The organism is Sodalis sp. RH19 (assembly GCF_047324215.1).
Taxonomy (GTDB): domain Bacteria; phylum Pseudomonadota; class Gammaproteobacteria; order Enterobacterales; family Enterobacteriaceae; genus Acerihabitans.
Genome location: NZ_CP178734.1, coordinates 1,425,589 through 1,449,101 on the forward strand (window position 1 = coordinate 1,425,589; position 23,513 = coordinate 1,449,101).

Genomic DNA, 23,513 nt, shown 5'->3' on the forward strand with positions numbered 1-23,513 from the left:
TGAAGCAGGCTGCCCCGGCGAACCACCGCCGGCATTTCTGCACGTCCGCGGATAGGCCTGATGGCTGTCTTCAATGTGATCCCAGGGCAATACTCAACCCGTATCGTAAATCATAAATTCGGTATTGGTCGCAGGTTAACGCCCTCACTATGATTCCACCATAAGGATCCGTCAAATTACTGATAACAAGGTCAGGATTTAACATCCATGGTAAATGGCGGATAGGTCTAATCGCTACAGATAAAAGGGGAATTACCATGCCTGTTGTTCATATTTCTTTTGTGGAAGGACGCAGCGATGACGTCATTAAAACCTGTCTGAAAAGCGTTGCCCGCGCGGTGCATGAAAGCACCGGGGCGCCGTTGGAGAGTATTCGCGTGTATGCCACGGTCGTCCCGGCGACGCATTGGGCCGTCGGGGACCGCACCAAAGATGAAATGCAACCCGTGACCGGAGGCAATACCAAATGATATCGCGCGACATGATTGAAGAGGCGGCGAGAGCACTTTTCACCGCCGGGGAAACGAGGGAATACCTCTCTCCGCTCAGCGAAAGGTATAGCGATTTATCAATTACCGACGCCTATGCCATTCAACAGATGAACATCGAAAGACAGGTCGCCTCAGGCCATCGCATAGTGGGCTGCAAGATTGGCCTGACCTCCAAAGCAGTACAGCAGCAGCTCGGTGTCGACACACCGGATTTCGGCGTTTTATTGGACAACATGCAATACGGCGACGGCGAACCCATCCCTTCATCGATTTTGGCGCAGCCCAAGATTGAAGCGGAGATTGCTTTTGTCATGGGGCGCGATATCACGGTGACCCATCCCGGCCATCTGGATGTGATTAACGCTATTGAATATGCGTTGCCGGCACTGGAGATTGTCGGCAGCCGCATCGCCAACTGGAAAATCCGCATCACGGATACGATTGCGGATAACGCTTCCTCGTCCGCTTTTGTATTGGGTACCAGCCCGCGCCTTATCTCCGAGTTCGATCTGCGTTTGTGCGGCATGGTGCTGGAGCAGCATGGCAATCCGGTCAGTGTAGGCGCCGGCGCCGCCTGTCTCGGCAACCCTATTAACGCTGTGGTCTGGCTGGCCCGGACCATGAGCAGCCTGGGGACCCCATTGAAAGAGGGTGATGTCGTACTTTCGGGGGCGCTGGGACCGATGGCTCTGGTGGCGCCGGGTGACATTTTTACTGCGCGCATCAATGGCCTGGGTACGGTTCGGGCGGTATTTGAGGCTCGGGATAATGAAGAAAATCATGAGGTGACGGCATGAGCCAGGTAACAGAAATCGCAACGCTGCTCGATCAGGCCGCGCGCAACGGGACGGCAATCGGCCAGTTTGATCCCGAGGGGCATTTATCTCTTGAGCAGGCCTACGCCATTCAATCTGCGGTGGTTAAATGCCGTGAAGCCCGAGGGGAACGGCGCGTCGGGGTAAAAATGGGCTTCACCAGCCGGGCAAAGATGCTGCAGATGGGCCTGTCCGATGTGATTTGGGGCCGGCTCACCGGAGGGATGCAAATCGAGGAAGGTTCAGCAATAGACATTTCACGGTTTGTGCGCCCGCGCTGTGAACCGGAAATTGCGTTTATTTTGAAAAAAACCCTGGCGGGCAACGTAACCGGCCCACAGGCGCTGGCCGCGGTAGAAGCGATAGCCCCCGCGCTGGAAATTATCGATTCCCGCTATAAAGATTTTCGTTTCACTTTACCGGAAGTGATCGCTGACAACGCATCATCAAGCGGTTTTGTCATCGGGCCATGGTGCGATCCGCATATCGATTTTTCCAATCTGGGCCTCACGTTGAATATTAACGGACGTGTGATGCAGGTGGGTTCCACCGCGGCGCTGCTCGGCCATCCGCTACGCTCGCTGGTGGCCGCCGCACGCCTTGCCGCGGAGGCGAACGAACCCTTGCAGGAGGGCTGGATAGTGATGGCCGGCGGCGCTACCTCCGCAGACTGGATTGAAGCGGGACAATATATTTCAGTTGATATGGAGCGATTGGGCAGCGCCGGATTCCGTCTCTCACCTTCATCTGATGCTGAATGAGTAGCGCGCCCGGCCAGGTTCGACAGATAGCATCATATCAGCCGGCTGAATAATAATATGGAGTGGATATGATAAAAAAAGTGAAAGTGGGCATCATTGGGCCCGGTAATATCGGTACCGATCTGATGATCAAAGTGATGCGTAACAGCAAATACCTGGAAATGGGTGCCATGGTCGGCGTGATTGCCAGCTCCGACGGCCTTGCCCTGGCTAACAAATGGGGCATCGCCACCACGTCCGAAGGCATTGAAGGCCTGCTCAAGCTTGATGTGTTCAAGGATATCGATATTGTTTTCGATGCCACCTCAGCCAGCGCCCATCCCCATCACAATGCGGTTTTACAGGCCCATGATATCCAGGTGATTGATCTGACGCCGGCGGCATTAGGCCCCTATGTGGTTCCCGCCATCAATCTCGATGGGGAAAATGCCTCCAACATCAATATGGTCACCTGCGGCGGGCAAGCGACTATCCCCCTGGTTGCCGCGGTATCCAGGGTCGCCAAAGTGCACTATGCCGAAATCGTCGCCTCCATCGCCAGTAAATCAGCGGGGCCAGGAACCCGGGCAAATATTGACGAATTCACGGAAACCACCCGCGCGGCAATAGAGAAACTCGGCGGCGCAACACGTGGCAAAGCAATCATTATCCTCAATCCGGCCGAACCGCCTTTAATGATGCGCGATACGGTCTATGTGCTTTCCGAGCTGGCCGACCAGCGGAAGATTGAAGAGAGCATTGACCTGATGGTCTCCCATGTACAGGAGTACGTACCGGGTTACCATCTCAAACAAAAAGTACAGTTCGAGATCATCCCGCCGGAAAAACCGGTCAATCTGCCGGGCCTGGGCATGACCCATGGCCTGAAAACCTCCCTTTTTATCGAGGTGGAAGGCGCCGCGCACTATTTACCTGCCTATGCGGGCAATCTGGATATCATGACGTCCGCCGCGCTGGCTTGTGCCGATAGGATCGCACAGCGTCGTATTGCCGCCGGCGTGGCCCGTGGCCAAAAGGAGACACTCTGATGACTGCCAGCACAAAAAAACTCTACATTTCCGATGTCACTCTGCGTGACGGCAATCATGCCGTGCGCCATCAATATAGCCTTGATAATGTCAAGGCCATTGCCACCGCCCTCGATCGCGCCGGTGTGGATAGCATTGAAGTGGCGCACGGCGACGGTATCGACGGGTCGAGTTTCAACTATGGCTTTGGTAGGCACAGCGATGTGGAATGGATCGCCACGGCTGCGGAAAACGTTAAGTCCGCCCGTATCGCCACGCTACTGATCCCGGGCATCGGCACGGTAAAAGATTTACGCAATGCTTACGATGCCGGCGCTCGCATAGTCCGTGTCGCCACCCACTGTACCGAAGCGGATGTATCACGCCAGCACTTGGAGTGCGCGCGCGAAATGGGTATGGATCCGGTGGGTTTTCTAATGATGAGCCATATGAACACGCCACAAGGTCTGGCTGAGCAAGCAGTGCTGATGGAAAGCTATGGCGCGAGCTGTGTGTATGTCGTGGATTCCAGCGGCGCCCTTGGCATGAGCGGCGTGCGCGATCGGGTGCGGGCATTGAAAGACCGGCTTAAGCCCGAAACTCAAGTGGGTATCCATGCCCATCATAACCTCGCCCTTAGCGTCGCCAATTCGCTGGTGGCGGCCGCGGAAGGCTGCGAACGCATCGACGCCAGTTTAGCCGGTATGGGCGCCGGGGCGGGCAACGCACCGCTGGAGGTATTTATCGCCGCCGCGGAACGTGAGGGTTTGCGGCACGGATGCGATCTCTATAGGTTGATGGATGCCGCGGATGAGATAGTACGCCCGCTACAGGAACGCCCGGTCCGCGTCGACCGTGAAACGCTGGCGCTGGGTTATGCCGGGGTTTATTCCAGCTTTTTACGTCATGCGGAAGCCGCAGCCGGCAAGTACAACCTCAAGACAGCGGATATTCTGCTGGAACTCGGCCGCCGCCGTATGGTGGGCGGACAGGAGGATATGATCGTCGACGTCGCCCTAGACCTTCTTAAGGACAAAGCGTCAGCCAATGAAGGAGGTTTTTAATGACCAAAATAGAGGGAAACCCGGTAGATCGCTTTTTATTTACCCTATTGAATAGATAACATAATACAAGTTGAAATATGCTCGCAGATTGAATGACTTGTCTCATAACTAAAGAATAGATTGCATCGGTGTAATCGATTAAGTGCCTGATTATTTTCAATTCATCAATAGGTTTTGTTTGCCGTAAACCCGAACCCTGGGGATTCTTATTCAATGGCAAGCGGACTACAGATGATAAAAATAAAGTCAAAGACGCTGGAACCGGAGACAATATAATGAACATACTTACCCTACAAATTCTTCTTACCATAAGCACGCTGGGATACAGTGCTATCCCGGCGATATTCGATACTAACGACACGCATATGACTAACCCAAGATGGGTGCCCCATGCGCGTTTTCATGTTGTCTGGCAGGTTGCAAGTTATGTCGGCTTTGCCCTGATTGCCTTATTCTTTATTTGGGCGCCCAGTGATGAAGCAAGACTGCATTTATGGTTTGCCACCGCCATGTCGATTGCCGCCTACGGCGGCTTTTTCTTCGCGGTCCTGTCAAGGGCCTTTTACGACGGCGCCAATTACGACGAAAATGGCGTGGTTCCCTATCGCCCGCCATTTATTGGTAAATGGCTGGCGTTTGAAGTGAATATCACCCTTTTTAGCGCGGCGGTGCTAATCCTTACCCTGGCGGTCATTGGCTTATTGCTGCCGGAAAATGCACAAGGCGCGGCAATAAACGCTGTGTGGATCGTCATGGCTATTCTGTTCTTCATTCTGCTGAGCATTTTGATTGTTTTTGTCGGCGCATTTATTCTCGGCCGCAAGCACCCGCAGGATCAACACAACCTTTATCAGGTACAAAAAAAGTAACGTAGGGCAGGCCGCCAGGCTGTCTTGTCAGGGCAAAAGTGTCCGGGCAGTCTGGCCGCAGGGCTAACAACCTGCAATCCAGGGCGGCCCGTATGGATGTGGCACAGAAAGTAAGACCGGCGGCCCAATCACGCCAGATTCGCCCAGTGCGCTAAAGGCCGTCTTTCTGCGGGCGTAGCCGCAAACCCCAGTTTAGGCGCCATAATCAAACACTCCCAGGTAATAAGGTTTTCACCGACTTCCGCCATATGCACATCAGCGCCAGCCAGTCTTTTTCGGGGAGCACTAATGTGGTTATCCTTGCGTGGATTAATAGCTCATTATCTTTCTATGAACTCTCGCAGAGAGAATTTTGAATAGCGGGCTGATATGTAAAAATTCCATTTACTTTCCCTTATATGACCTGGCCGGCTATAGCCTGTTAATAACTTAGCTTATGAGAATGTTGATAATATCAATATACCGAAATGGTCTTTTGGCGAGTTTGCTTTCATTCCTATGATGTTTGCCTGACAGCCGCGAAATAGCGTGTATTTTCGAATCATTGTAAAACCGTATTATTCGTCTGGCAAACACCGTGCGTTGGCAGCTGCGCCAGACGAATCCATCAATTACATCAAGGAAGCGGATAATGCAACGTCGTGATTTGTTAAAGGCAATGGCGGCCTTTGGTGTTTACGCTATGGTGCCCGCCATTGCGCGGGGTGCCGATAGCGCAAGGAAATACGAAGGGGTGACGCTCAACGTTTCTACCTTTAGCGCGGCCTGGCCGGCGCTCATACGCCGCTCCTTGCCGGAATTTGAAGCGCTGACCGGCGCTAAGGTTCAACTGGATACGCCGTCTTTCCCGGTGTACAACCAACGCGCCGACCTGGAGCTGTCCACACAAGGGTCGGCCTATGATGTGGTAAGCGTCACCTTTATCTACACCAGCCGCTGGATTAACGCCGGCTGGCTGACTCCGCTCGATGAGTTCATTGCAAATCCGAATCTCACCCCGGGCGATTGGGATCTGAAGGATTTTCTGCCGGGCACCTTGGCGCCGGAAACCGGGCGCGACGGCAAGCTGTATGGCATTCCCTGGGTGGTGGAAGCCATGCTGGCCGGGGCATCGCGCTACGACTTGATCCAGCAGGCCGGACTGGCGTTTCCACAAACCACAGATGACCTGCTGACAGTGCTGCGCGCGATTAATAAAAAAGAACGGGTGGCAGGCTATATTACCGATAACCACTATGGTTGGACGTTTATCCCCTATCTGCAGGGGTTCGGCGGCAACGTCTTCCATTCCGCGCCGGATGATTTGTTTCCTACCCTGGATACGCCGGAAGCGGTGGCGGCGGCGGATTATTTCGCCAATCTGATCCGCGAATTCGGCCCCAACGGCGGTATTACCTATAGCGCCGATCAGGCGCTCCAGGCACTGAAGCAAGGACGGGTCAACTTCACGGATGCCAGCCAAACCTACCTCGCGCAATTAGGCGATCCCGCCACCTCCCGGACACTGAAAACCGCTCATTTCGGGCCGATGGTCGGCGGGCCGAAAGGGCGTTTCCCCGGGATGGCGGTACATGCGCTGGGTATCCCCGCCGGGTCGAAAAATAAAGAAGCGGCATGGGCCTTTATTCAATGGGCGCTGTCGAAGCCGCTTACGCAGCGGGCGGTACAGGCAGGGTATGGTTCCCCGACCCGGCGCAGCGATATCGATTCGGCGGCATACCGTAGCAAACAGGTGATAAACGGCGTTGATCTGGCGCAGTTATCACTTGATGCCATTGAGCAGGCCGGTAAGGGCGGTTACATGAAGTACCGTACCGTCGACGTCTATCCTCAGGTAGACCAACAGCTCAATAAAGCCATCGCCTTGATTGCGTCCGGCCAGATGCCGGCGAAGCAGGCCATGGCGCAGGCGCAGGCCGGCACTATCGCGGACCTGAAACGGGCCGGCGTCAAAATATAATCGGGGCATGTGATGCAACAAACAAAAGTTACCTGGCATACCCGGCAGAGGAATGCATATCTGCTTGGATTGGCGCCTTCGCTGGTGGTATTGGCCGCGCTGACGCTGGTGCCCGCATTGGCGCTGGTGATCACCAGCTTGACGCCTTTTAGCCTGACCCATCCGCAGACATCATTTAATTTCGCCCATCCGTTGCAAAATTATCAGCAATTATTACATGACGATCGTTTTCTTCATTCTCTCGTCACGCAAATCAAGCTGTCGCTCTTTAGCGTTTTTTTCCAGGTGCTGACCGGTTTGCTGCTGGCATTATTGCTCAATGGCCGGACATGGATATTACAGGGCGCCCGCACATTGTTATTAATCCCCATGGTGTTGCCGCCGATTATCGTGGCGCTGGTTTGGAAGATTATTTACACCCCGGATATCAGCCCTCTGCATCAGGTTTTGGATAGGCTTGGCTACCCGCTGGACTCGCTGCTGGCCAATCCTTCCACGGCGCTGTGGGCCATTGCGGTGGCGGATGTCTGGCAGTGGTTTCCTTTTACCATGCTGATGGTGCTGGCCGCGTTGCAGATGATCCCGAATGAGCCTCAGGAGGCGGCCAGCCTTGACGGCGCGCGGCCATTCAACATTTTCCGTTTTATCGTCTTCCCCTATTTGAAACCGGTGCTGGCGGTATGCGTGCTGTTTCGTTTGATCGACAGTTTTAAAGCATTTCCGCTGATCTACGTGCTCACCGACGGCGGACCGGGTTCAGTGACTGAAGTGACCAATTATTACGGCTTTATCCAGGCGTTTAACTTTTCATGGTGGGGATATGGTAGCGCCATTGCTGTGGTCATCCTGGTGGGCGTCTTTGTACTAAGCTGGCTGATTGGCCAGGCGGGGTGGAATAATGACTATAAAACAACCTGATGGCGAAGCCAGCGCTGCGCTGACGCTAAACATGTCACAAAAGCGCTTGCGGCATCGTCCCCGGCGGGCGTACCTCAAAGGAGGACGGGAGCTATTGACCCTTTTTCTGGTACTGCTGCTGCTGTCGCCATTTTTGTGGATGGTGATCATGGCGTTTCGGCCCGCCGCCGACGTCTTTGACCTGACGCTGTGGTTTCACCCCACCGTTGATGCGTTTAGGGCGCTTCGGGACGGCAATTTCCTTGCATCGTTCAGCAATAGCCTGTGGGTAAGCGCTATATCAACGGTATTATCTCTGGTGCTGGGCGTCCCCGCCGCCTGGGTATTGACCCGCTGGCGATTTCGCGCCCGAAGCCAGGTCGCGCTGTGGATACTGGTGACGCGCATGGCGCCTCCCATCGCCTTCACCATTCCGTTTTTCCTTGCCTGGCGCTGGTTGGGGCTGCTGGACACTGTCATCGGGCTGTCCATCGTCTATCTCACTTTCAATCTGGCTATTGTGATTTGGCTGATGCAGACTTTTTTTGCCGCGGTGCCGGTGGCGTTGGAAGAAGCCTCCTGGTTGGACGGCTGCGCGCTATGGCGCAGCTTCTGGCTGATATCCCTGCCGCTGGTGAAACCCGGTTTGGCTGCCACCGCTATCCTCTGTTTCATCTTTTCGTGGAATGACTTTTTTTACGCGCTGATTTTGACGCGCACACACGCCATAACCGCGCCGGTCGCGATTGTGAATTTTCTCCAATATGAAGGTTGGGAGTGGAGCAAGATCGCCGCGAGCGGCACGCTGGTGATGTTGCCGGTGGTGGCGTTCACCCTGCTGATGCGCCGCTATCTGGTGCATGGCCTGACCGCTGGTGGACTCAAGGATTAACCCATGGCTACCCTGACATTACGACAGATAGAAAAACGTTACGAAGATAACCAGATTATCCGCGGTCTCGACTTGACCATCCTTCCGGGCGAGTTTGTCGCCCTGGTTGGCCCTTCCGGCTGCGGTAAATCGACTTTGCTGCGCATGATTGCCGGACTGGAAAGCATCACCAGCGGCGAAATCGCGCTGGATGGCGAGGTGATCAACGATTTGTCGCCCCAGGACCGCGATATGGCGATGGTGTTTCAAAACTACGCCCTGTACCCCCATATGACCGTGGCGGAAAACCTCGGGTTTTCGCTGCGGATGCAGAAGTTGGCCAAAACCGCTATTCAGCAGCAGGTAGAGCGGGTGGCCGTCACCCTCGGCTTGACGCCCTTGCTCAAGCGCCGGCCGGCCCAGCTGTCTGGCGGGCAGCGGCAACGGGTCGCCATGGGACGGGCTATCCTGCGCCATCCGCGCCTGTTTTTGTTTGATGAACCGCTCTCGAATCTGGATGCCAAGCTGCGTGTCGAGCTGCGTACCGAGATCAAAGCGCTGCACCAGCGCCTGAACACGACCATGATATACGTCACCCATGACCAGGTGGAAGCCATGACCATGGCGGACCGCATCGTGGTGCTGCGCGAGGGAAAAATCGAACAGACCGGCACCCCGCTGGAGCTTTACGACCGACCTGCCAACGCCTTTGTGGCGGGGTTTATCGGCTCCCCGTCCATGAACCTGTTTGCCGGACGGCTGGATAACGCCGGCTGGGTGGTTACGGATGACGGTATTCGCCTGCCGCTGCAAGAAATGCCTCGCCAGCCGGCGGGGCTGCGGGTGTTATACGGTATCCGTCCGCAGCACTTTGAGCTGCAGCAGCCGGGGGGGCTGCATGCACAGGTTAACGTGGTTGAACCCACCGGCAGCGAAACCCAGATCATGCTCAATATTGGTGACCAGAAAGCCACGGCATTATTTCATGACCGCATCATGGCGCGGCCTGGCGAAACGCTGAGCTTGCTGCCGGATACGCGCCGGGTGCATCTGTTTGATGACAAAAGCGGGTTGCGGCTGAACTGATTCCCCCAAAAGCTTGGGATAAATGCGCGAGAGAAGAAACCGGAAATGAGCAAAAAAGTCATTGTGTTCGGCGTCGATGGGCTAATGATGCCGCTTATCCAAAAATTCGCGGCCGAGGGCGCGCTACCCCACATCCGCACCATGCTGGAGCAGGGCGCGGCGGCGGAACTGTTGCCGTTTATCTCCGCCTGGGGGGACGTGAACTGGGTGTCGTTTTTATCAGGCCAAAGCCCGGGCACCGCCTGGGTGGGGCAGGCTATTCCCGCGGACAACGCCAGGAACGCTAATTTGCTGTATCAGCTTGAGCGCAACGGGCTGCGGGCCGCCCTGGTGCATTTCCCGGAAAGCATCGCCGCCCCGGCTCCGCATTTTACCTTTTCACCTTACTGGGGGCGCGCCGAACCGTGCCCGTGGGAGCTATATCCGCCCGCCGTATTCACCACCCGCTATGAGGCTCGCCGCCAGGCACGAACCGAACGCAGCCAGACGCTGGGCTGGCCGCCGTCGTCGCCGCTGGCCTATCACGATAAAGGGCTCTGGCGGCCGCTGAACACGACAGATGAAAAGAACCTCTATCGACTGGATTATCCCGCAACCGGTAAAACGTTTTTGCTGGACTGCCGCCATGCCACGCCGCTTATTCGCGACGGCGAGCGGGGGACCGAGCTGGTGCCAGGCCGATGGAGCCCGTGGCTGGCACTGGGACCGGATGATGACTATGGGCAGGTGCGTTTCTACCCCGGGCGCTACGACCCGGAGCACAACGATATCGAAATCATCCAGAGCCAGGTTACGCTGCCTGGGCGCATGGCTTCCGATGCTCAGCTCGGCAAGGCGCTGGTGGGACAACTCGGTCCGTTTATCAGTCAGTGGGCGGTGAAAGCCGCGGTGCAGGAAACCTATATCCGCTCAACGTATCGGGATGCGGAAGATCAGTCGCTGTGGCTGGCGGACAGCGCGTTGTACCTCACCCATCAGCAGGGTTATGCCCTGTGGATCGCCGTACATCATCTGATTGATGAGTCGCACCATCTTTGCCTGGGCCAGTATGATCCGCGTTCGCCGTTTTACGATGCAGCGCAGGCGCCGCGCTACGAAGCGGTGATGCGCGAATGCTATCAGATTCTTGATCGCTCTATCGGCAAAATTATTGCCGCCATGGATGACGACTGCACGCTGCTACTGGCTTCCGATCACGGAGCGGTACCCAATGAGTACATGTGCGATATTCATCGTTACCTGGCGCGGCGCGGGCTGGTTACCCTGGATGCGCAGGGGCGGCCTTTGGCGGCCCGGAGCCAGGTCTATCTAAAGGACGAGCGCGGCGGTCTGGAAATCTTCATTAATCTTGCCGGACGCGAAGCGGGGGGCATTGTGCCTGCGGCCCGTTATGAAGCGGTGACGGAGCAGGTGCTGAAGGCGCTCGGCGAATGGCAGGTGCTGCATGACGGCCAACCGCGCAAGGCCGTGGCCTGGGCGCTGCGCAAAGCCGATGCGGCGAGTGTGGGCTATTGGGGCGACCATGCCGGGGATGTGTTGTTTACCTATAATACAGGATTTGTCTGGGGCACCAGCCGCCATGGCGAGGATATCTGCCCGGTCAACGCCCCCGGCGCCAATCATGGTCCGCAGAAACCGACGGCGGAAACAGAGCACAGCGCTAATTATGGCGTGATCCTGGCCTATGGGGCGGGCATCAGAAAAGGCTACTACCGCGATCGTCTGCAACGGGGTCCCCATCGCATGACAGATCCGGCTGCCACCATCGCCCACTTGCTGGGCATGGAACACGACGCGCTGGATGGTAACGTTATTTATGACTTTCTGACGCGCGACGCGGCTCAGTGACCTTCGCCAGCGCGGCCGGGCAGCATAATCATAATAAGGAGTGCTCATGAGTGAACATCTTTATACCCAATACCAGAGCCTGGCGGGGAAAACGGTGCTTATTACCGGGGGCGCAAGCGGTATAGGGGCCGATCTGGTGGCGGCGTTTAGCCAGCAGCACAGCCGGGTGCATTTTCTCGACATCAATACCGTCGCCGGCGAGGCGCTGTCGGCGGTCCATGGCGCGGTGTTTCATTATTGCGACCTGCGCGACATTCCGGCGCTGCGAACCGTAATTGGCGACATTGCTGCTCGCGAAGGAGGTATTGATGTGCTGATCAATAATGCCGCCGACGACGACCGACATGACATGTTTGCCGTTGAGCCGGAATATTGGCGCAATCGGATGGCGGTCAATCTCGATCACCAATTCTTCGCCACCCAGGCAGTGGCGATACCGATGCGTGAACGTCAGTCCGGAGCCATTATCCTAACCAGCTCCACCTCGGTGATGAAAGGACGTCCGGGCATGGTGGGCTACACCACCGCCAAGGCGGCGATCCTCGGCCTAAACCGGACCCTGACCCGAGAACTTGGGCCCTTTGGCATCCGGGTAAACTGCATCGTGCCCGGGGCCATCTCCACTCCACGACAGCAGGCGCTTTGGCGTACCCCGCCGGTTCAGCAGGAGATTATGGACATGCAGGCCATCAAGATAGATCTACAGGGCAGTGACATTGCCGCCATGGCGCTGTTTGTGGCCTCGGATGATGCGCGCGGCTGTACCGGCGCGCAGTTTGTGGTGGATGCCGGGATACGGCTGAATTAGGATTAGGGCACTCTGGTTATTCAATGGTCAAATGTTTTCACTGTTATAGTCATTGCCCCCTAGCGACTATAAAATAAAGCCTTATTTTTCATTGTTGCTGAAATGGCTGACGAAAGCAACGAACGCCTGGAGCTGTCCCGCGATGAAGTCGCGTGTTGTTGTATCAGTAAGTTCCAGCGTTTCAGAGTTCACCTTGCCAGCGACCTGTCCGATCATGACCTCAGGCTTATTAAGCACCTGGGCGTCAAGGAAAACAAGGCTTTGCCGCAGGTGATATTGCGCCCGCGCACCGCCGATCACCCCCTGTGACGCCGTTTGAATGGCAATCGGTTTGCCGGCGAAGGGTTGCGGAGTTAGACGGGACAACCAGTCGAGGCAGTTCTTAAGCACGCCAGGGACGGAGTAGTTGTATTCGGGCGAAACGATGATGACACCATCCGCTGCCTTGATTTGTTCAGCCATGGCTAGCACCGGCGCCGGAAAACCCGCTGCCTGCTCGTCGGCATCGTAATGCGGAAACTCACGGACCGAACCCAAGGCGGTGATGTTTACGCCGTCAGGCGCCAGCGAGGGCAGGGCGCGTGCGACCGCCGCGTTGAAGGAACCTTTGCGAAGGCTGCCAAGAAGTGTGACGAAGTGAAGCGGAGTTGAATTGTTCATTTGATTATCTCCATGGGATGTTTACTGCTGATATGCATAAACAGGTAATTCAATAGACCCGTTCCATATGCGGCTAACGATGCCCACATTTGTGATTACGACAATGGGCAGTGTGTAGCGTGGGCTCCTCGGTCATACAGAAGCCTTCCCGAAAAGGGACGGCGCCCATAGACTGGGGTCAACCTCCTTGAACTGCGCGCGGACGAAATGCTTTTTCAGATGGAACGGCACCGTGCAGTCGAAGATGGTCTTCGTCGTAGTGCCTTTGGCCGTCACTCGCGGGTCGTATTCCGGGGTCTGGGAGGGATCGAGAACGTGGCCCGCCAGTCCCGGTACGAAGATCGTATCCAGATCGCCTGAGAAGCGCGTCTGCATTGCCCAAAGCACGTCATTGGTATCGAACAAATCGACATCTTCGTCGACGAGTATCACGTTCTTAAGTTCGCGATAGACGGCGAGGGCGGTCATTGCCGCCTGTCTGGTCATCCCATCGTCGCCAGCGTTTTTCTTCTCCACCTGGAGGATGGCAAGAAACTTTCCGCCGCCGGCGCTGTGAGCGTATACGTTCTTAACCAGTCCCGGCAGAGCGTCATGACATTCCAGATAAATGCTGGCTTCGGTCGGGATGCCTGCCAGGCTGACATGCTCTTCCCCGGGCCCAACCAGGGTTTGCAATATCGGGTTCTTGCGGGTAGTGATCGACTTGACCTTGATAACGGGCAGGGAAGGATTGGCATCGCCGGTATATCCGGGAAATTCCGGCATCGCTTTGCCGGTCTTGCTGTTTTGATCCTCGGCGACCCGCACATTTGGCAGAATCTCCCCTTCGATAACAATTTCGGCGCGGGCGATGGCCCATTGCGGCACGGTCAGGCATTCCACCAGTTCGACGGGACGGCCCCGCAGGCCGCCGGCCACACACAGCTCATCGAAACCGAACGGAGTCGTCGGCGCTTCAAAGGTTGCCCCGATGGGGATGGCCGGATCGAGCCCCATATTGATCGATACAGGCAGCGGCTTGCCATGGGCCTCGGCTTTCTGGCGGAAGGCGTCGATATGGCGGCCGGGTGCAAAGAAAATCGACAATTCGTCCTTGCTCTGTACGCAAAGCCGGTGGATGGTTACATCGACATTGTCACGGTCATCAGGATCGCTCCCCAGTACCAGTCCCAGGCAAAAGTAGGGGCCTGCGTCCTCAGTGGTATTGGTTGGCGCGGGTAGGAGTTTGCGCAGGTCGAAACCTTCGTCATCGGCGCGATAGACCACTTCTTGGCAAGGCGCATCTTTCCTGTCGATCACCACCGGCGGTATCACGTTTTGTCGGGCCTTCGCCATTTGGATGCCAAGTTCCCGCACTGGCGCGCCGAGCAGGGCGCTGACGCGCTCTCGACTTGCCAGCATGCCCACCAGCACGCGCGAACCGGGATAACCTTTGATGGAATTGAATGTCATGGCTGGACCGATGCGCGTCGGTCGCATCACCGTGCCGCCGGCGCCGATATATCGGTAGACCCCGGCCAACTCGTCTTTTGGGTCCACCTCCCGGTCGGTTTCAATGTATTGACCGGGCAAGGTCTTAAGGAGTTCGATTGCTGAGCGCAGATCGTTCACCGGCGGGACCGTCCAGCCCATCGGATGAGGATCGCCCGGTTTTACGATGTGGTAGGTCGTTGCGCGTTTCTGCGGCATGTTTTTATATCCCTCAAATTTTTTCGATGTGAGTTTTAAGGCGATGCAGAACTTCGCCCCAATGTGTATTGCAGAATGCCCTGTGGGAGTCGTCCCGGGACCATTCACCATCGCGTGGTGAAGAGTGATCATGGCATTCTCCTTTGGGTTTCAGAAGCCGCTGACTTAAAACTATCCACTCCTTATTTTTTCACTGTATCTATTTTTCGTCTTCTCACGGGTTTTACGCCTGAATAAAATTATCCCCGGCTCCAATCAGGACGACAGCTGACATCGGAAGTGGAAATGGCTAATTTTCTCGCTGCATGAGTCATTCCCCGGTTTCAGCGACGGTCTTGTAACCCTTTATATCACCAAGTACCGGCATGGTGGGCCCCCGTTTTAGTCAATGCTCTGTTACCAAGAATAGAAGTACCGGCTATTTCAGTCTGCTGTTAGGTTAACGATACTGTTTACAATTTCTTCACTACGGTGCTGACATTACTCAACTTATCAATTTAGCTGTGGGCATTTTCATGCCCGGACCGAGGAATTGCTGATGTTCGGTTTATTAACGCTGGATTCGGTTCCGTATCATGAACCGATCATTATTATCACCGTGGCCGCCATTGTCGTTATCGGGCTGGCTCTGGTGGCGGCCATTACCTATTTTGGCAAATGGCAATATCTGTGGAATGAATGGTTTACCTCGGTGGATCATAAAAAAATCGGCGTAATGTATATGATTGTGGCCTTCGTAATGCTGCTGCGCGGCTTTGCGGACGCCATCATGATGCGCTCGCAGCAGGCGCTGGCCTCCGCCGGCGAAGCCGGTTTCCTGCCGCCCCACCATTATGATCAGGTGGTCACCGCTCACGGCGTCATCATGATTATCTTTATGGCGACGCCTTTCGTAATCGGATTGATGAATCTGGTTGTGCCGCTGCAAATCGGCGCCCGCGACGTGGCCTTTCCCTTCCTGAACTCCCTGAGCTTCTGGTTCTTCGTGGTGGGGGTGATACTAATTAATGTTTCCTTGGGGGTGGGTGAGTTTGCCCAAACTGGCTGGGTGGCATACCCGCCATTATCGGGAAAAGAGTATAGCCCCGGCGTAGGGGTGGATTATTGGATTTGGAGCATCCAGTTGACGGGTATTGGCACCACGTTGACCGGTGTGAACTTCTTCGCCACCATCATGAAAATGCGCGCGCCGAACATGCCGCTGATGAAAATGCCGGTGTTTACCTGGACGGCACTGTGCACCAATATCCTGATTATCGCCGCATTCCCCATCCTCACCGTCACCATCGTTCTGTTGACCCTGGATCGCTATCTGGGCACCCATTTCTTTACCAATGATATGGGCGGCAACATGATGATGTATGTCAACCTGTTCTGGGCTTGGGGCCATCCGGAAGTCTATATTCTTATCCTGCCGGTGTTCGGGGTCTTTTCCGAAGTTGTGGCTACCTTCTCGCAAAAACGGCTGTTCGGCTACACCTCCCTGGTATGGGCCACCATTGCCATCACAATATTGTCGTTCTGTGTTTGGCTGCACCACTTCTTCACCATGGGGTCCGGCGCCAACGTCAACGCGTTCTTCGGCATCATGACGATGATTATCGCCATACCCACCGGGGTGAAGATCTTTAATTGGTTGTTCACTATCTATCAGGGCCGCATCGTTTTTCATTCCGCCATGCTGTGGTCCATCGGTTTTATCATCACTTTCTCCATCGGCGGCATGACCGGGGTGCTGCTGGCGGTGCCGGGCGCCGACTTTGTCCTGCACAACAGTCTGTTCCTGATAGCGCATTTCCATAACGTTATTATCGGCGGCGTGGTGTTCGGCTGTTTCGCCGGCATGACCTACTGGTGGCCGAAAGCCTTCGGTTACACCCTGAACGAGAAATGGGGCAAACGCGCCTTCTGGTTCTGGATTATCGGTTTCTACGTTGCGTTCATGCCGCTGTATGCGTTGGGTTTCATGGGCATGACCCGTCGTTTAAGCCAGCAAATCGACCCGCAATTCCATCCGCTGCTGATGGTGGCGGCCGGCGGCGTAGTCCTTATCGCCCTGGGCATTTTGTGCCAGGTGGTGCAAATCGTTCTCAGCGTCATCCAGCGGGATCAGAACCGGGATCTCACCGGCGATCCGTGGGGCGGACGCACCCTGGAATGGTCCACCTCCTCACCGCCGCCGTTCTATAACTTTGCCCTGGTGCCGGATGTCAACGATCATCGCGACGCCTTCTGGCAGATGAAGGAAGACGGAACGGCTTATCAGAAACCGCTGGCCTACGAACAGATCCATATGCCGAAGAATACCGGCGCAGGCGTCATTATCGCCGCCTTCAGCCTGTTTTTCGGCTTCGCCATGATCTGGCATATCTGGTGGCTGGCGATTGTCGGCTTTGCCGGCATGATAGTGACCTGGATTATCCACAGCTTCAACGAAGACGTAGATTACTACGTGCCCGCGGCGGAAGTAGAGCACATCGAGAATCGGCGTTATGAACAAAAGAGTGAAGCAAGACTCTTTAAATGAAAAAGATATGGGATTACACTCATTTTAATAAGAATGAGAATTATTCAATGTTAAAATTATGTTTATAACATGATGCATGAAAGGGATATCAAGGAGTCTATGATGCGCTTGAGTTTGGCTTTAAAAATAACGCTATTGGCGTCAATGCTGGCGCTGGCGGGGGGGTATGAGCAGGCCGTTGCCGCCGGACAGGCTGCAACTCTGTCCATTGAACATGCGCAGGGCACGACAAAAGTCCCGCTGCGGCCGAAAAAAGTTATCGTGTTAAACCCCCAGACGCTGGATACCATGGATGCGCTCGGGATTGCGGTGGCAGGCGTGCCGCAGACCAGCACACATCTGCCGCCCTTTCTGGCCAAATACAGCGGCGGCGGCTATTTGAATGCCGGCACGCTGTTTGAACCGGATTACGAGGCACTGAGCAACGCCAACCCTGATCTGATCATTGCCGGCGGCCGCGCCCATGATGCCTACGATAAACTGAGCGCTATTGCGCCCACTATTGCATTGGATGTGGACGATCAGCACTTCCTGGCCAGTTTTACCCAACGCACCGAGCAGTTGGCCGCTATTTTCGGCAAAGAAGCGCAAGCTAAAACGCAGTTGGACGCCTTCAGACAGCAGATAGCCCTGATAAAGGGAAAAACGGCCAATGCGGGCAGCGCCCTGGTGCTGATGGTCAGCGGCGGGAAAATATCGGCTTATGGCCCGGGGTCCCGTTTCGGCTTCATTTTTGATGAACTGGGATTCAAACCGGCCACGGTATTCTCAGAGACGGGCAAGCATGGCAACATCGTCACCTCTGAATTTGTGCTCAGCGTCAATCCCGACTGGCTGTTCGTACTGGATCGCGACAGCGCCATCGGGCGCCCGGCCGGGGAGTCGGCGCAACAGGTGCTTGATAACCCCCTGATCGCCAAAACCACCGCCTGGCAAAAGCGGCAGGTGGTCTATCTGGACTCGACGTCCCTGTATATCGCCGGCGGCCTGCAAAGTTATATTCAGTTGATGAGTACCGTGAACCAGGCGTTGGACAGGAAATGAACATCTTTACCGCTATAGAAGCATGAAGCCGCATCCCCTGGCATTGAGCCTTCTGGCGCTGCTGTGCCTGGTGGCCGCCAGCCTGTTTACGGGAGCGGGGGCGGTCGGCCCGCTGGCGGTATGGTCCGACCCCATCATGCAAGACATTTTCTTCATCAGCCGCGTCCCCCGCACACTGGCCCTGCTGCTGGCCGGCAGTGCTATGAGCGTGGCCGGCCTTATCATGCAGTTGCTGACCCAAAACCGTTTCGTTGAGCCCTCCATGGCCGGCACGACGCAATCGGCCAGCCTGGGCCTGCTGATCATGATGGTGCTTATGCCGTCGGCGTCGATCATGATGAAAATGGCGGTGGCGAGCCTGTTCGCCCTGGGGGGAACCTGGCTGTTCATGAAGCTTTTGACGCGGGTGGTGCTGAAATCGGCGCTGGTGGTTCCCCTGGTGGGTATTATGTTTGGGGCGGTGATCAGCGCCATGACCATCTTCGCCGCCCTGCATTTCGATCTGATGCAGTCGCTGGGCAACTGGGAAAGCGGGGATTTTTCCGGTGTGCTGGCAGGCCGTTATGAGCTGCTGTGGCTGGTTGGCGGGCTGACGCTGCTGGCCTGCTGGGTCGCCGACAGGTTTACGGTTGCCGGGATGGGACGCGCATTCGCCGTCAACGTCGGGCTGGACTACCGGCGCGTTATGCTGATGGGACTGGCGATTATCGCCCTGGTTAGCGGCGTGGTGGTGGTAGTGGTGGGAGCGCTGCCGTTCCTGGGATTGATTGTTCCCAATCTTGTCCGCATGCTGATGGGGGATAATATGCGCAAGACCGTCCCGTGGGTATGCCTGCTCGGGGGCGGCCTGGTACTGTTTTGCGACATGATCGGGCGGATTATCCGCTACCCTTTTGAAATTCCGGTCAGCGTGATCCTGGGTGTTATCGGCGCCGTGGTTTTTCTTATGTTACTGCTCAGCCAAAAACGTCATGTCAGAGAATAAAGCCAGGCCGGCGCTATCGCCGGTCATCATCTCCCTTAATCGAAAAGTATCGCCGAAACAGCGGTTATTACTGCTGGGGGGCCTGTCGCTGGCGGTCATGGCGCTGTTCATGACGGTAAATCTGGGCGGCAATCTGCACTATATCCTGGTGCATCGCGCCCTGATCCTGGCCACCATGCTGCTGGTGGCCTTTGCCGCCGGCGTCTCAACCCTGTTATTCCAGACGGTCACCCATAATCGAGTCCTGACGCCGTCGATTATGGGTTTTGAGGCGCTGTTCGTTCTGCTGCAGACCGCCATGATTTTTTTTATCGATGCACCAGGCATCAGTTTGCTCGGTGTCGTCGGGAAATTCCTTTGCGAATCGCTGCTGCTGGTGCTGTTTTCCGCGTTGTTGTATCGCTGGCTGTTTATCGGGCGGGGCAATGACCTGCATCTGTTGCTGCTGGTGGGGATTATCTGCGGCACCCTGTTTCGCAGTTTTGCCACTCTGCTGCAGCGGCTGCTCACCCCCGGCGAGTTTGCCATCCTGCAGGGGCGGATGTTCGCCACCTTTACCCGTGCGCCGCCGGAGCTGCTGGGGGTATCGGCGGCCGTGATATTGGCGGCGGCGCCTATCATTTGGCGCATGCGTTTTCGCTTTGATGTTTTGGCGCTGGGGCGTGATACCGCCGTTAGCCTGGGCATTGATTATCGGCACAACGTGACCGTGATCCTGCTGCTGGTGTCGGTGCTGGTGGCCATTTCCACCGCGCTGGTGGGCCCTCTGACCTTCCTGGGGTTTATGGTGGCGAACCTGGCTTATCTCATCGGCGGATCCCATCAGCACCGTTTTCTGCTGCCCACCGCCTTCCTGCTCGGCATCATTTCCCTGGTGGGCGGCCAATTGATTCTGGAACACCTGCTGAAAATGTCCGGTGCGTTGTCGGTGGTCATTGAGTTCCTCGGCGGTTCCCTGTTCCTGTTTTTGCTATTGAAAAAGGCCACCCTGTGATTGAGATCAGGAATGTCAGCAAACGCTATGGCGATGTCGCCGTACTGAAAGGGATTACGGCGACCATTGCCGAGGGCGGGATCACCTCGATAATCGGTCCCAACGGCGCGGGCAAGTCAAGCCTGCTTTCGGTCATCAGCCGCCTGCTGCCGGCGGATGGCGGACAGGTAAGGGTAAATGGCCTGGATGTGGCCACTACGCCGGGGGATAAGCTGGCGACATACCTGTCGGTATTACGGCAGGAGAATCAGTTTACCAGCCGTTTAACCGTGGCGGATCTGGTGGGGTTCGGCCGTTATCCCTACACCAAGGGACGGCTGAATGAGGACGATCGCGGACGCATCGCCGCGGCGATGGACTTCCTGAACCTGACCGATTTGCAGCATCGCTATCTGGATGAGCTCTCCGGCGGGCAGCGCCAGCGGACCTATGTGGCGATGGTGCTGTGCCAAGATACGAAATATGTCCTGCTGGACGAACCGCTTAATAACCTGGACATGAAACACGCGGTGGCGATGATGAAGCAGCTCCGCCGCGCGGCGGATGAGCTGGGTAAAACCATCGTCCTGGTGATCCACGATATCAACTTCGCCTCGGTCTATTCGGATGACATCATCGCCATGAAGGAAGGCCGGGTGATTTATCAGGGGACGCCGGCGCACATCATGACGCCGGCGATCCTGGAGGACATTTTTGATACGCCGGTAGCCATTGAATGGCTGAATAATCAGCATATCGCTGTGTACTACCGCTAACGTCAGCGTTATTTTGACCATGCCATATCACCATTTTTGATCACCCGAAAAGTTGATGCAAAACAGGGGAGAATCGTCTGCGGCTGTCACGGTCCCTGTAGCGCATCCCGGCAATAGGCCACCATTTCATCAAACAGCACCCGTACCTTGCCCGCCACCCGCACGCCCGGGGGACGCAAAATATACAGATCGTGTTCCGGCATGGCATAGTCCGGCAACAGCCGCACCAGCCCGCCCCCGGACAGGGCCTCCTTGACCATGAAATGGGGAAATACGGCGATCCCGCGCCCGCTCAATGCCCACTTAAGCAACACCTCACCGCTATCGGAATAGAAACGACCTGCGGGCAAGAGGGCCCACCTGTTTTCGCCCCGCTGAAAGACCCACTCGGCATGGGTCCGGCCGGAATAAATCAGGCATTGATGTTCTGAAATCTGATTAGGCGTTTGCAATGTCCCGTGCTTTTCCAGATAGGCCGGACTGGCCACCAGGACGGTAGGTATGGGGCCGATACGGCGCGCGGCAAAGCTCAGTTCGCTAATGGCGCCGATACGGATGACGGCATCAAAGGATTCTTTTAATAAATCCACGTAGCGATCGTTGTAGGAAATATCAAATTCCAATGTGGGATAACTGGTGCTCAACCGGTTCAGCACCGGTTCAAGATGGCGAATACCGAAAGAGTAGGGCGTGCTGATATGTAAACAGCCGGTGATCTCTTCTTTTCTTTCGGCAACGGCCTGATAGGCGTTATCCAGCTCCCGGAGGATCAACTGCGCCCGGCGGTAAAATTCATTGCCCGCCGGGGTCAGCGTGACGCCGCGGGTATTGCGCAGCATTAAACAGACCCCAAGCTCGGTTTCCAGCCGATCAATGCGACGGCTGACCACCGAGGTGGAAATAGCCAGCTTTCTGGCCGCGTGGGTAAATCCACCGGTTTCAGCAACGGTGACGAATCCCTTTATATCATCCAGTACCGGCATGATGACTCCCCTTTTAGTCAATGCTCTGTTACCAGGAATGAGGGTACCGCATTGCCCGGACAACTGTTAGGTTAGCCCATTGAACTCGGCAGTGTAATGTCTCCCGCTTTCTCAAGGAATACTTATGTCACAATTAAATTATTATGCCGCTAATAATATTACTTTCATGGCGGCGCAGGGATTACTTAACGTTGGCATCGAGACCGCCATAAAACAAAAAATCGCTGTCAGTATCGCGGTGGTTGACCGCGCCGGACAACTGGTGGCCTTCGGCAAAATGGACGCCGCGCCGCCGATTTCCGCCAGCGTAGCGGAAGGTAAAGCCCGCACCGCCGCCGCCATCCAGGACAGTACCGAGCTGTTTGAAAGCATGATCAATCGAGGGGAAGTGGCGATGCTGTCTGTGCCGCATCTGGTGCCGTTAAAGGGCGGCTTGCCGCTGTGTGCCGGCGGTGAGATTATCGGCGCCGTGGGCGTCAGCGGATCCACGGGTGAAGGCGACCTGAGTTTGGCTAAATGTATTGTCGCCGCGCTCTGAAGCATTAATGGCAGTGGGCGCCAACCAGAACATTTTATTCCACCGTGACGCAAGGAATTTTCTTTTGGGTAAAAAAAAGACTGAAAATAATCATAGCCGTGAACCGCAGCGCGTACGCAACGAACTGTGTTTCCGACGCATTAAGATTGCCAACAAAACTCGCGTGGCGAAGGACTTCTGGCGCATTGAGTTCGTCGGTTCGGATTTAAAGGGTTTCAACTCCCCTGGTTTTGACGATCACGTCAAACTGTTCTTTCCCGATCCGAAGACCGGTGCCCTGAATCTGCCCCAGGTGACCTCAGAAGGCGTTGTCTGGAAAGACGGGGTGCGTCCTTTGGCGCGCGATTATACGCCGCTGGCATTTGACACTGAAAACACCCTGACGCTGGATTTTTATATCCACCAGGGCGGTGTCGCCAGCGATTGGGCCGAGCATGCGCGGCTCGGACAAGAGCTGGTCATTGGCGGTCCACGTGGATCGGTTATCGTACCGGAGGATTATCTTTTCCAGCTCTATATCTGTGATGAAACCGGCCTGCCGGCGTTCAAGCGTCGCAAGCCCGCCATCAAAGCTGACCAGCTCCATTTGTTTGCCTATACGAATGAATCCACTGGCCGTGATTATCTGGGCGACCTCACTGGTATCGACGTCAGTTGGCTGGGAAGCGGAATGATGCATAGCGATAATCTCGGTATACTTATAGGCGCCCTCGATAAGGTTTCTTTGCCAACTGACGACTATTTTATCTGGCTGACCGGCGAAGGAGAGACGGTAAAGATGCTGAGTGATTATTTTACCCAGCGCCGTGGCTGTGATGAGGCCTTTGTTCGCGCTGTGGCTTACTGGCACCATAAATAAAC

At 55.8% G+C, this 23,513-nt stretch carries 22 protein-coding genes; 19 read left to right on the plus strand and 3 right to left on the minus strand.

The features are described 5' to 3' along the window. Positions 1 to 257 precede the first annotated feature (257 nt). From ACL2XF_RS06410 to ACL2XF_RS06465, 12 genes are all read left to right on the plus strand, one after another. Positions 258 to 470 (plus strand): tautomerase family protein, encoded by a 213-nt coding sequence (locus ACL2XF_RS06410; RefSeq protein ID WP_132921094.1) that lies wholly within the window; start codon positions 258 to 260, stop codon positions 468 to 470. Next, a complete protein-coding gene (locus ACL2XF_RS06415) occupies positions 467 to 1,288 on the plus strand; it encodes a 2-keto-4-pentenoate hydratase (RefSeq protein ID WP_413728258.1) in 822 nt (273 codons plus the stop codon). Before ACL2XF_RS06410 ends, ACL2XF_RS06415 begins: the two co-directional genes overlap by 4 nt. Then, the gene (locus ACL2XF_RS06420; RefSeq protein ID WP_413728259.1) at positions 1,285 to 2,067 is read left to right on the plus strand and encodes a 2-keto-4-pentenoate hydratase; all 783 of its coding nucleotides are present in this window, start codon (positions 1,285 to 1,287) and stop codon (positions 2,065 to 2,067) included. Before ACL2XF_RS06415 ends, ACL2XF_RS06420 begins: the two co-directional genes overlap by 4 nt. 71 nt (positions 2,068 to 2,138) lie before the next feature. Next, a complete protein-coding gene (locus tag ACL2XF_RS06425) occupies positions 2,139 to 3,095 on the plus strand; it encodes an acetaldehyde dehydrogenase (acetylating) (protein WP_413728778.1) in 957 nt (318 codons plus the stop codon). After that, positions 3,095 to 4,138: a 4-hydroxy-2-oxovalerate aldolase gene (gene dmpG / locus ACL2XF_RS06430; protein WP_413728260.1), complete on the plus strand. Its 1,044-nt coding sequence runs from the start codon at positions 3,095 to 3,097 to the stop codon at positions 4,136 to 4,138. The genes ACL2XF_RS06425 and dmpG overlap by 1 nt, the downstream gene beginning before the upstream one ends. Positions 4,139 to 4,413: 275 nt before the next feature. Continuing rightward, positions 4,414 to 5,007 (plus strand): DUF6640 family protein, encoded by a 594-nt coding sequence (locus tag ACL2XF_RS06435; protein ID WP_132921099.1) that lies wholly within the window; start codon positions 4,414 to 4,416, stop codon positions 5,005 to 5,007. A gap of 631 nt (positions 5,008 to 5,638) precedes the next feature. Further along, on the plus strand, positions 5,639 to 6,967 hold the full coding sequence (locus ACL2XF_RS06440; protein WP_413728261.1) for an ABC transporter substrate-binding protein: 1,329 nt from the start codon (positions 5,639 to 5,641) through the stop codon (positions 6,965 to 6,967). 12 nt (positions 6,968 to 6,979) lie between these two features. Next, complete coding sequence (locus ACL2XF_RS06445) at positions 6,980 to 7,885, plus strand: carbohydrate ABC transporter permease (RefSeq protein ID WP_413728262.1); 906 nt, start codon at positions 6,980 to 6,982, stop codon at positions 7,883 to 7,885. 94 nt (positions 7,886 to 7,979) lie between these two features. Continuing rightward, entirely contained in the window at positions 7,980 to 8,756 is a 777-nt protein-coding gene (locus ACL2XF_RS06450; protein WP_413728263.1) for a carbohydrate ABC transporter permease, read from the plus strand. 3 nt (positions 8,757 to 8,759) lie between these two features. Further along, the gene (locus ACL2XF_RS06455; RefSeq protein WP_413728264.1) at positions 8,760 to 9,821 is read left to right on the plus strand and encodes an ABC transporter ATP-binding protein; all 1,062 of its coding nucleotides are present in this window, start codon (positions 8,760 to 8,762) and stop codon (positions 9,819 to 9,821) included. Positions 9,822 to 9,866: 45 nt separating this feature from the next. Beyond that, positions 9,867 to 11,669, plus strand: a complete 1,803-nt coding sequence (locus ACL2XF_RS06460; protein ID WP_413728265.1) for an alkaline phosphatase family protein — start codon at positions 9,867 to 9,869, stop codon at positions 11,667 to 11,669. Between the two features lie 46 nt (positions 11,670 to 11,715). Further along, the gene (locus ACL2XF_RS06465; protein ID WP_413728266.1) at positions 11,716 to 12,477 is read left to right on the plus strand and encodes an SDR family NAD(P)-dependent oxidoreductase; all 762 of its coding nucleotides are present in this window, start codon (positions 11,716 to 11,718) and stop codon (positions 12,475 to 12,477) included. 81 nt (positions 12,478 to 12,558) lie between these two features. Here the strand turns inward: ACL2XF_RS06465 and ACL2XF_RS06470 are convergent, their stop codons facing one another. Both ACL2XF_RS06470 and ACL2XF_RS06475 read right to left on the minus strand, forming a co-directional pair. Next, the gene (locus ACL2XF_RS06470; RefSeq protein WP_413728267.1) at positions 12,559 to 13,137 is read right to left on the minus strand and encodes an NADPH-dependent FMN reductase; all 579 of its coding nucleotides are present in this window, start codon (positions 13,135 to 13,137) and stop codon (positions 12,559 to 12,561) included. Between the two features lie 132 nt (positions 13,138 to 13,269). After that, entirely contained in the window at positions 13,270 to 14,769 is a 1,500-nt protein-coding gene (locus tag ACL2XF_RS06475) for a UbiD family decarboxylase (protein WP_413728779.1), read from the minus strand. A gap of 595 nt (positions 14,770 to 15,364) precedes the next feature. Between ACL2XF_RS06475 and cyoB the strand changes: the two genes are divergently transcribed. The 5 genes from cyoB (at position 15,365) to ACL2XF_RS06500 (ending at position 21,131) form a co-directional block, all read left to right on the plus strand. After that, positions 15,365 to 17,353 (plus strand): cytochrome o ubiquinol oxidase subunit I, encoded by a 1,989-nt coding sequence (gene cyoB / locus ACL2XF_RS06480; protein WP_413728268.1) that lies wholly within the window; start codon positions 15,365 to 15,367, stop codon positions 17,351 to 17,353. Between the two features lie 102 nt (positions 17,354 to 17,455). Then, a complete protein-coding gene (locus ACL2XF_RS06485; protein ID WP_413728780.1) occupies positions 17,456 to 18,397 on the plus strand; it encodes a siderophore ABC transporter substrate-binding protein in 942 nt (313 codons plus the stop codon). 22 nt (positions 18,398 to 18,419) lie between these two features. Next, positions 18,420 to 19,382: an ABC transporter permease gene (locus tag ACL2XF_RS06490; protein ID WP_413728269.1), complete on the plus strand. Its 963-nt coding sequence runs from the start codon at positions 18,420 to 18,422 to the stop codon at positions 19,380 to 19,382. Positions 19,383 to 19,479: 97 nt separating this feature from the next. Beyond that, positions 19,480 to 20,376: an iron chelate uptake ABC transporter family permease subunit gene (locus ACL2XF_RS06495; protein WP_413728781.1), complete on the plus strand. Its 897-nt coding sequence runs from the start codon at positions 19,480 to 19,482 to the stop codon at positions 20,374 to 20,376. Beyond that, positions 20,373 to 21,131 (plus strand): ABC transporter ATP-binding protein, encoded by a 759-nt coding sequence (locus ACL2XF_RS06500; RefSeq protein WP_203523263.1) that lies wholly within the window; start codon positions 20,373 to 20,375, stop codon positions 21,129 to 21,131. Before ACL2XF_RS06495 ends, ACL2XF_RS06500 begins: the two co-directional genes overlap by 4 nt. An 86-nt stretch (positions 21,132 to 21,217) precedes the next feature. On the opposite strand, the gene ACL2XF_RS06505 is transcribed toward ACL2XF_RS06500, so the two are convergent. Next, positions 21,218 to 22,114: a LysR family transcriptional regulator gene (locus ACL2XF_RS06505; protein WP_132921112.1), complete on the minus strand. Its 897-nt coding sequence runs from the start codon at positions 22,112 to 22,114 to the stop codon at positions 21,218 to 21,220. 124 nt (positions 22,115 to 22,238) lie between these two features. Between ACL2XF_RS06505 and ACL2XF_RS06510 the strand changes: the two genes are divergently transcribed. Next, positions 22,239 to 22,652 (plus strand): GlcG/HbpS family heme-binding protein, encoded by a 414-nt coding sequence (locus tag ACL2XF_RS06510; RefSeq protein ID WP_413728270.1) that lies wholly within the window; start codon positions 22,239 to 22,241, stop codon positions 22,650 to 22,652. Positions 22,653 to 22,659: 7 nt separating this feature from the next. Beyond that, on the plus strand, positions 22,660 to 23,511 hold the full coding sequence (locus ACL2XF_RS06515; RefSeq protein ID WP_413728271.1) for a siderophore-interacting protein: 852 nt from the start codon (positions 22,660 to 22,662) through the stop codon (positions 23,509 to 23,511). Positions 23,512 to 23,513 lie beyond the last annotated feature (2 nt).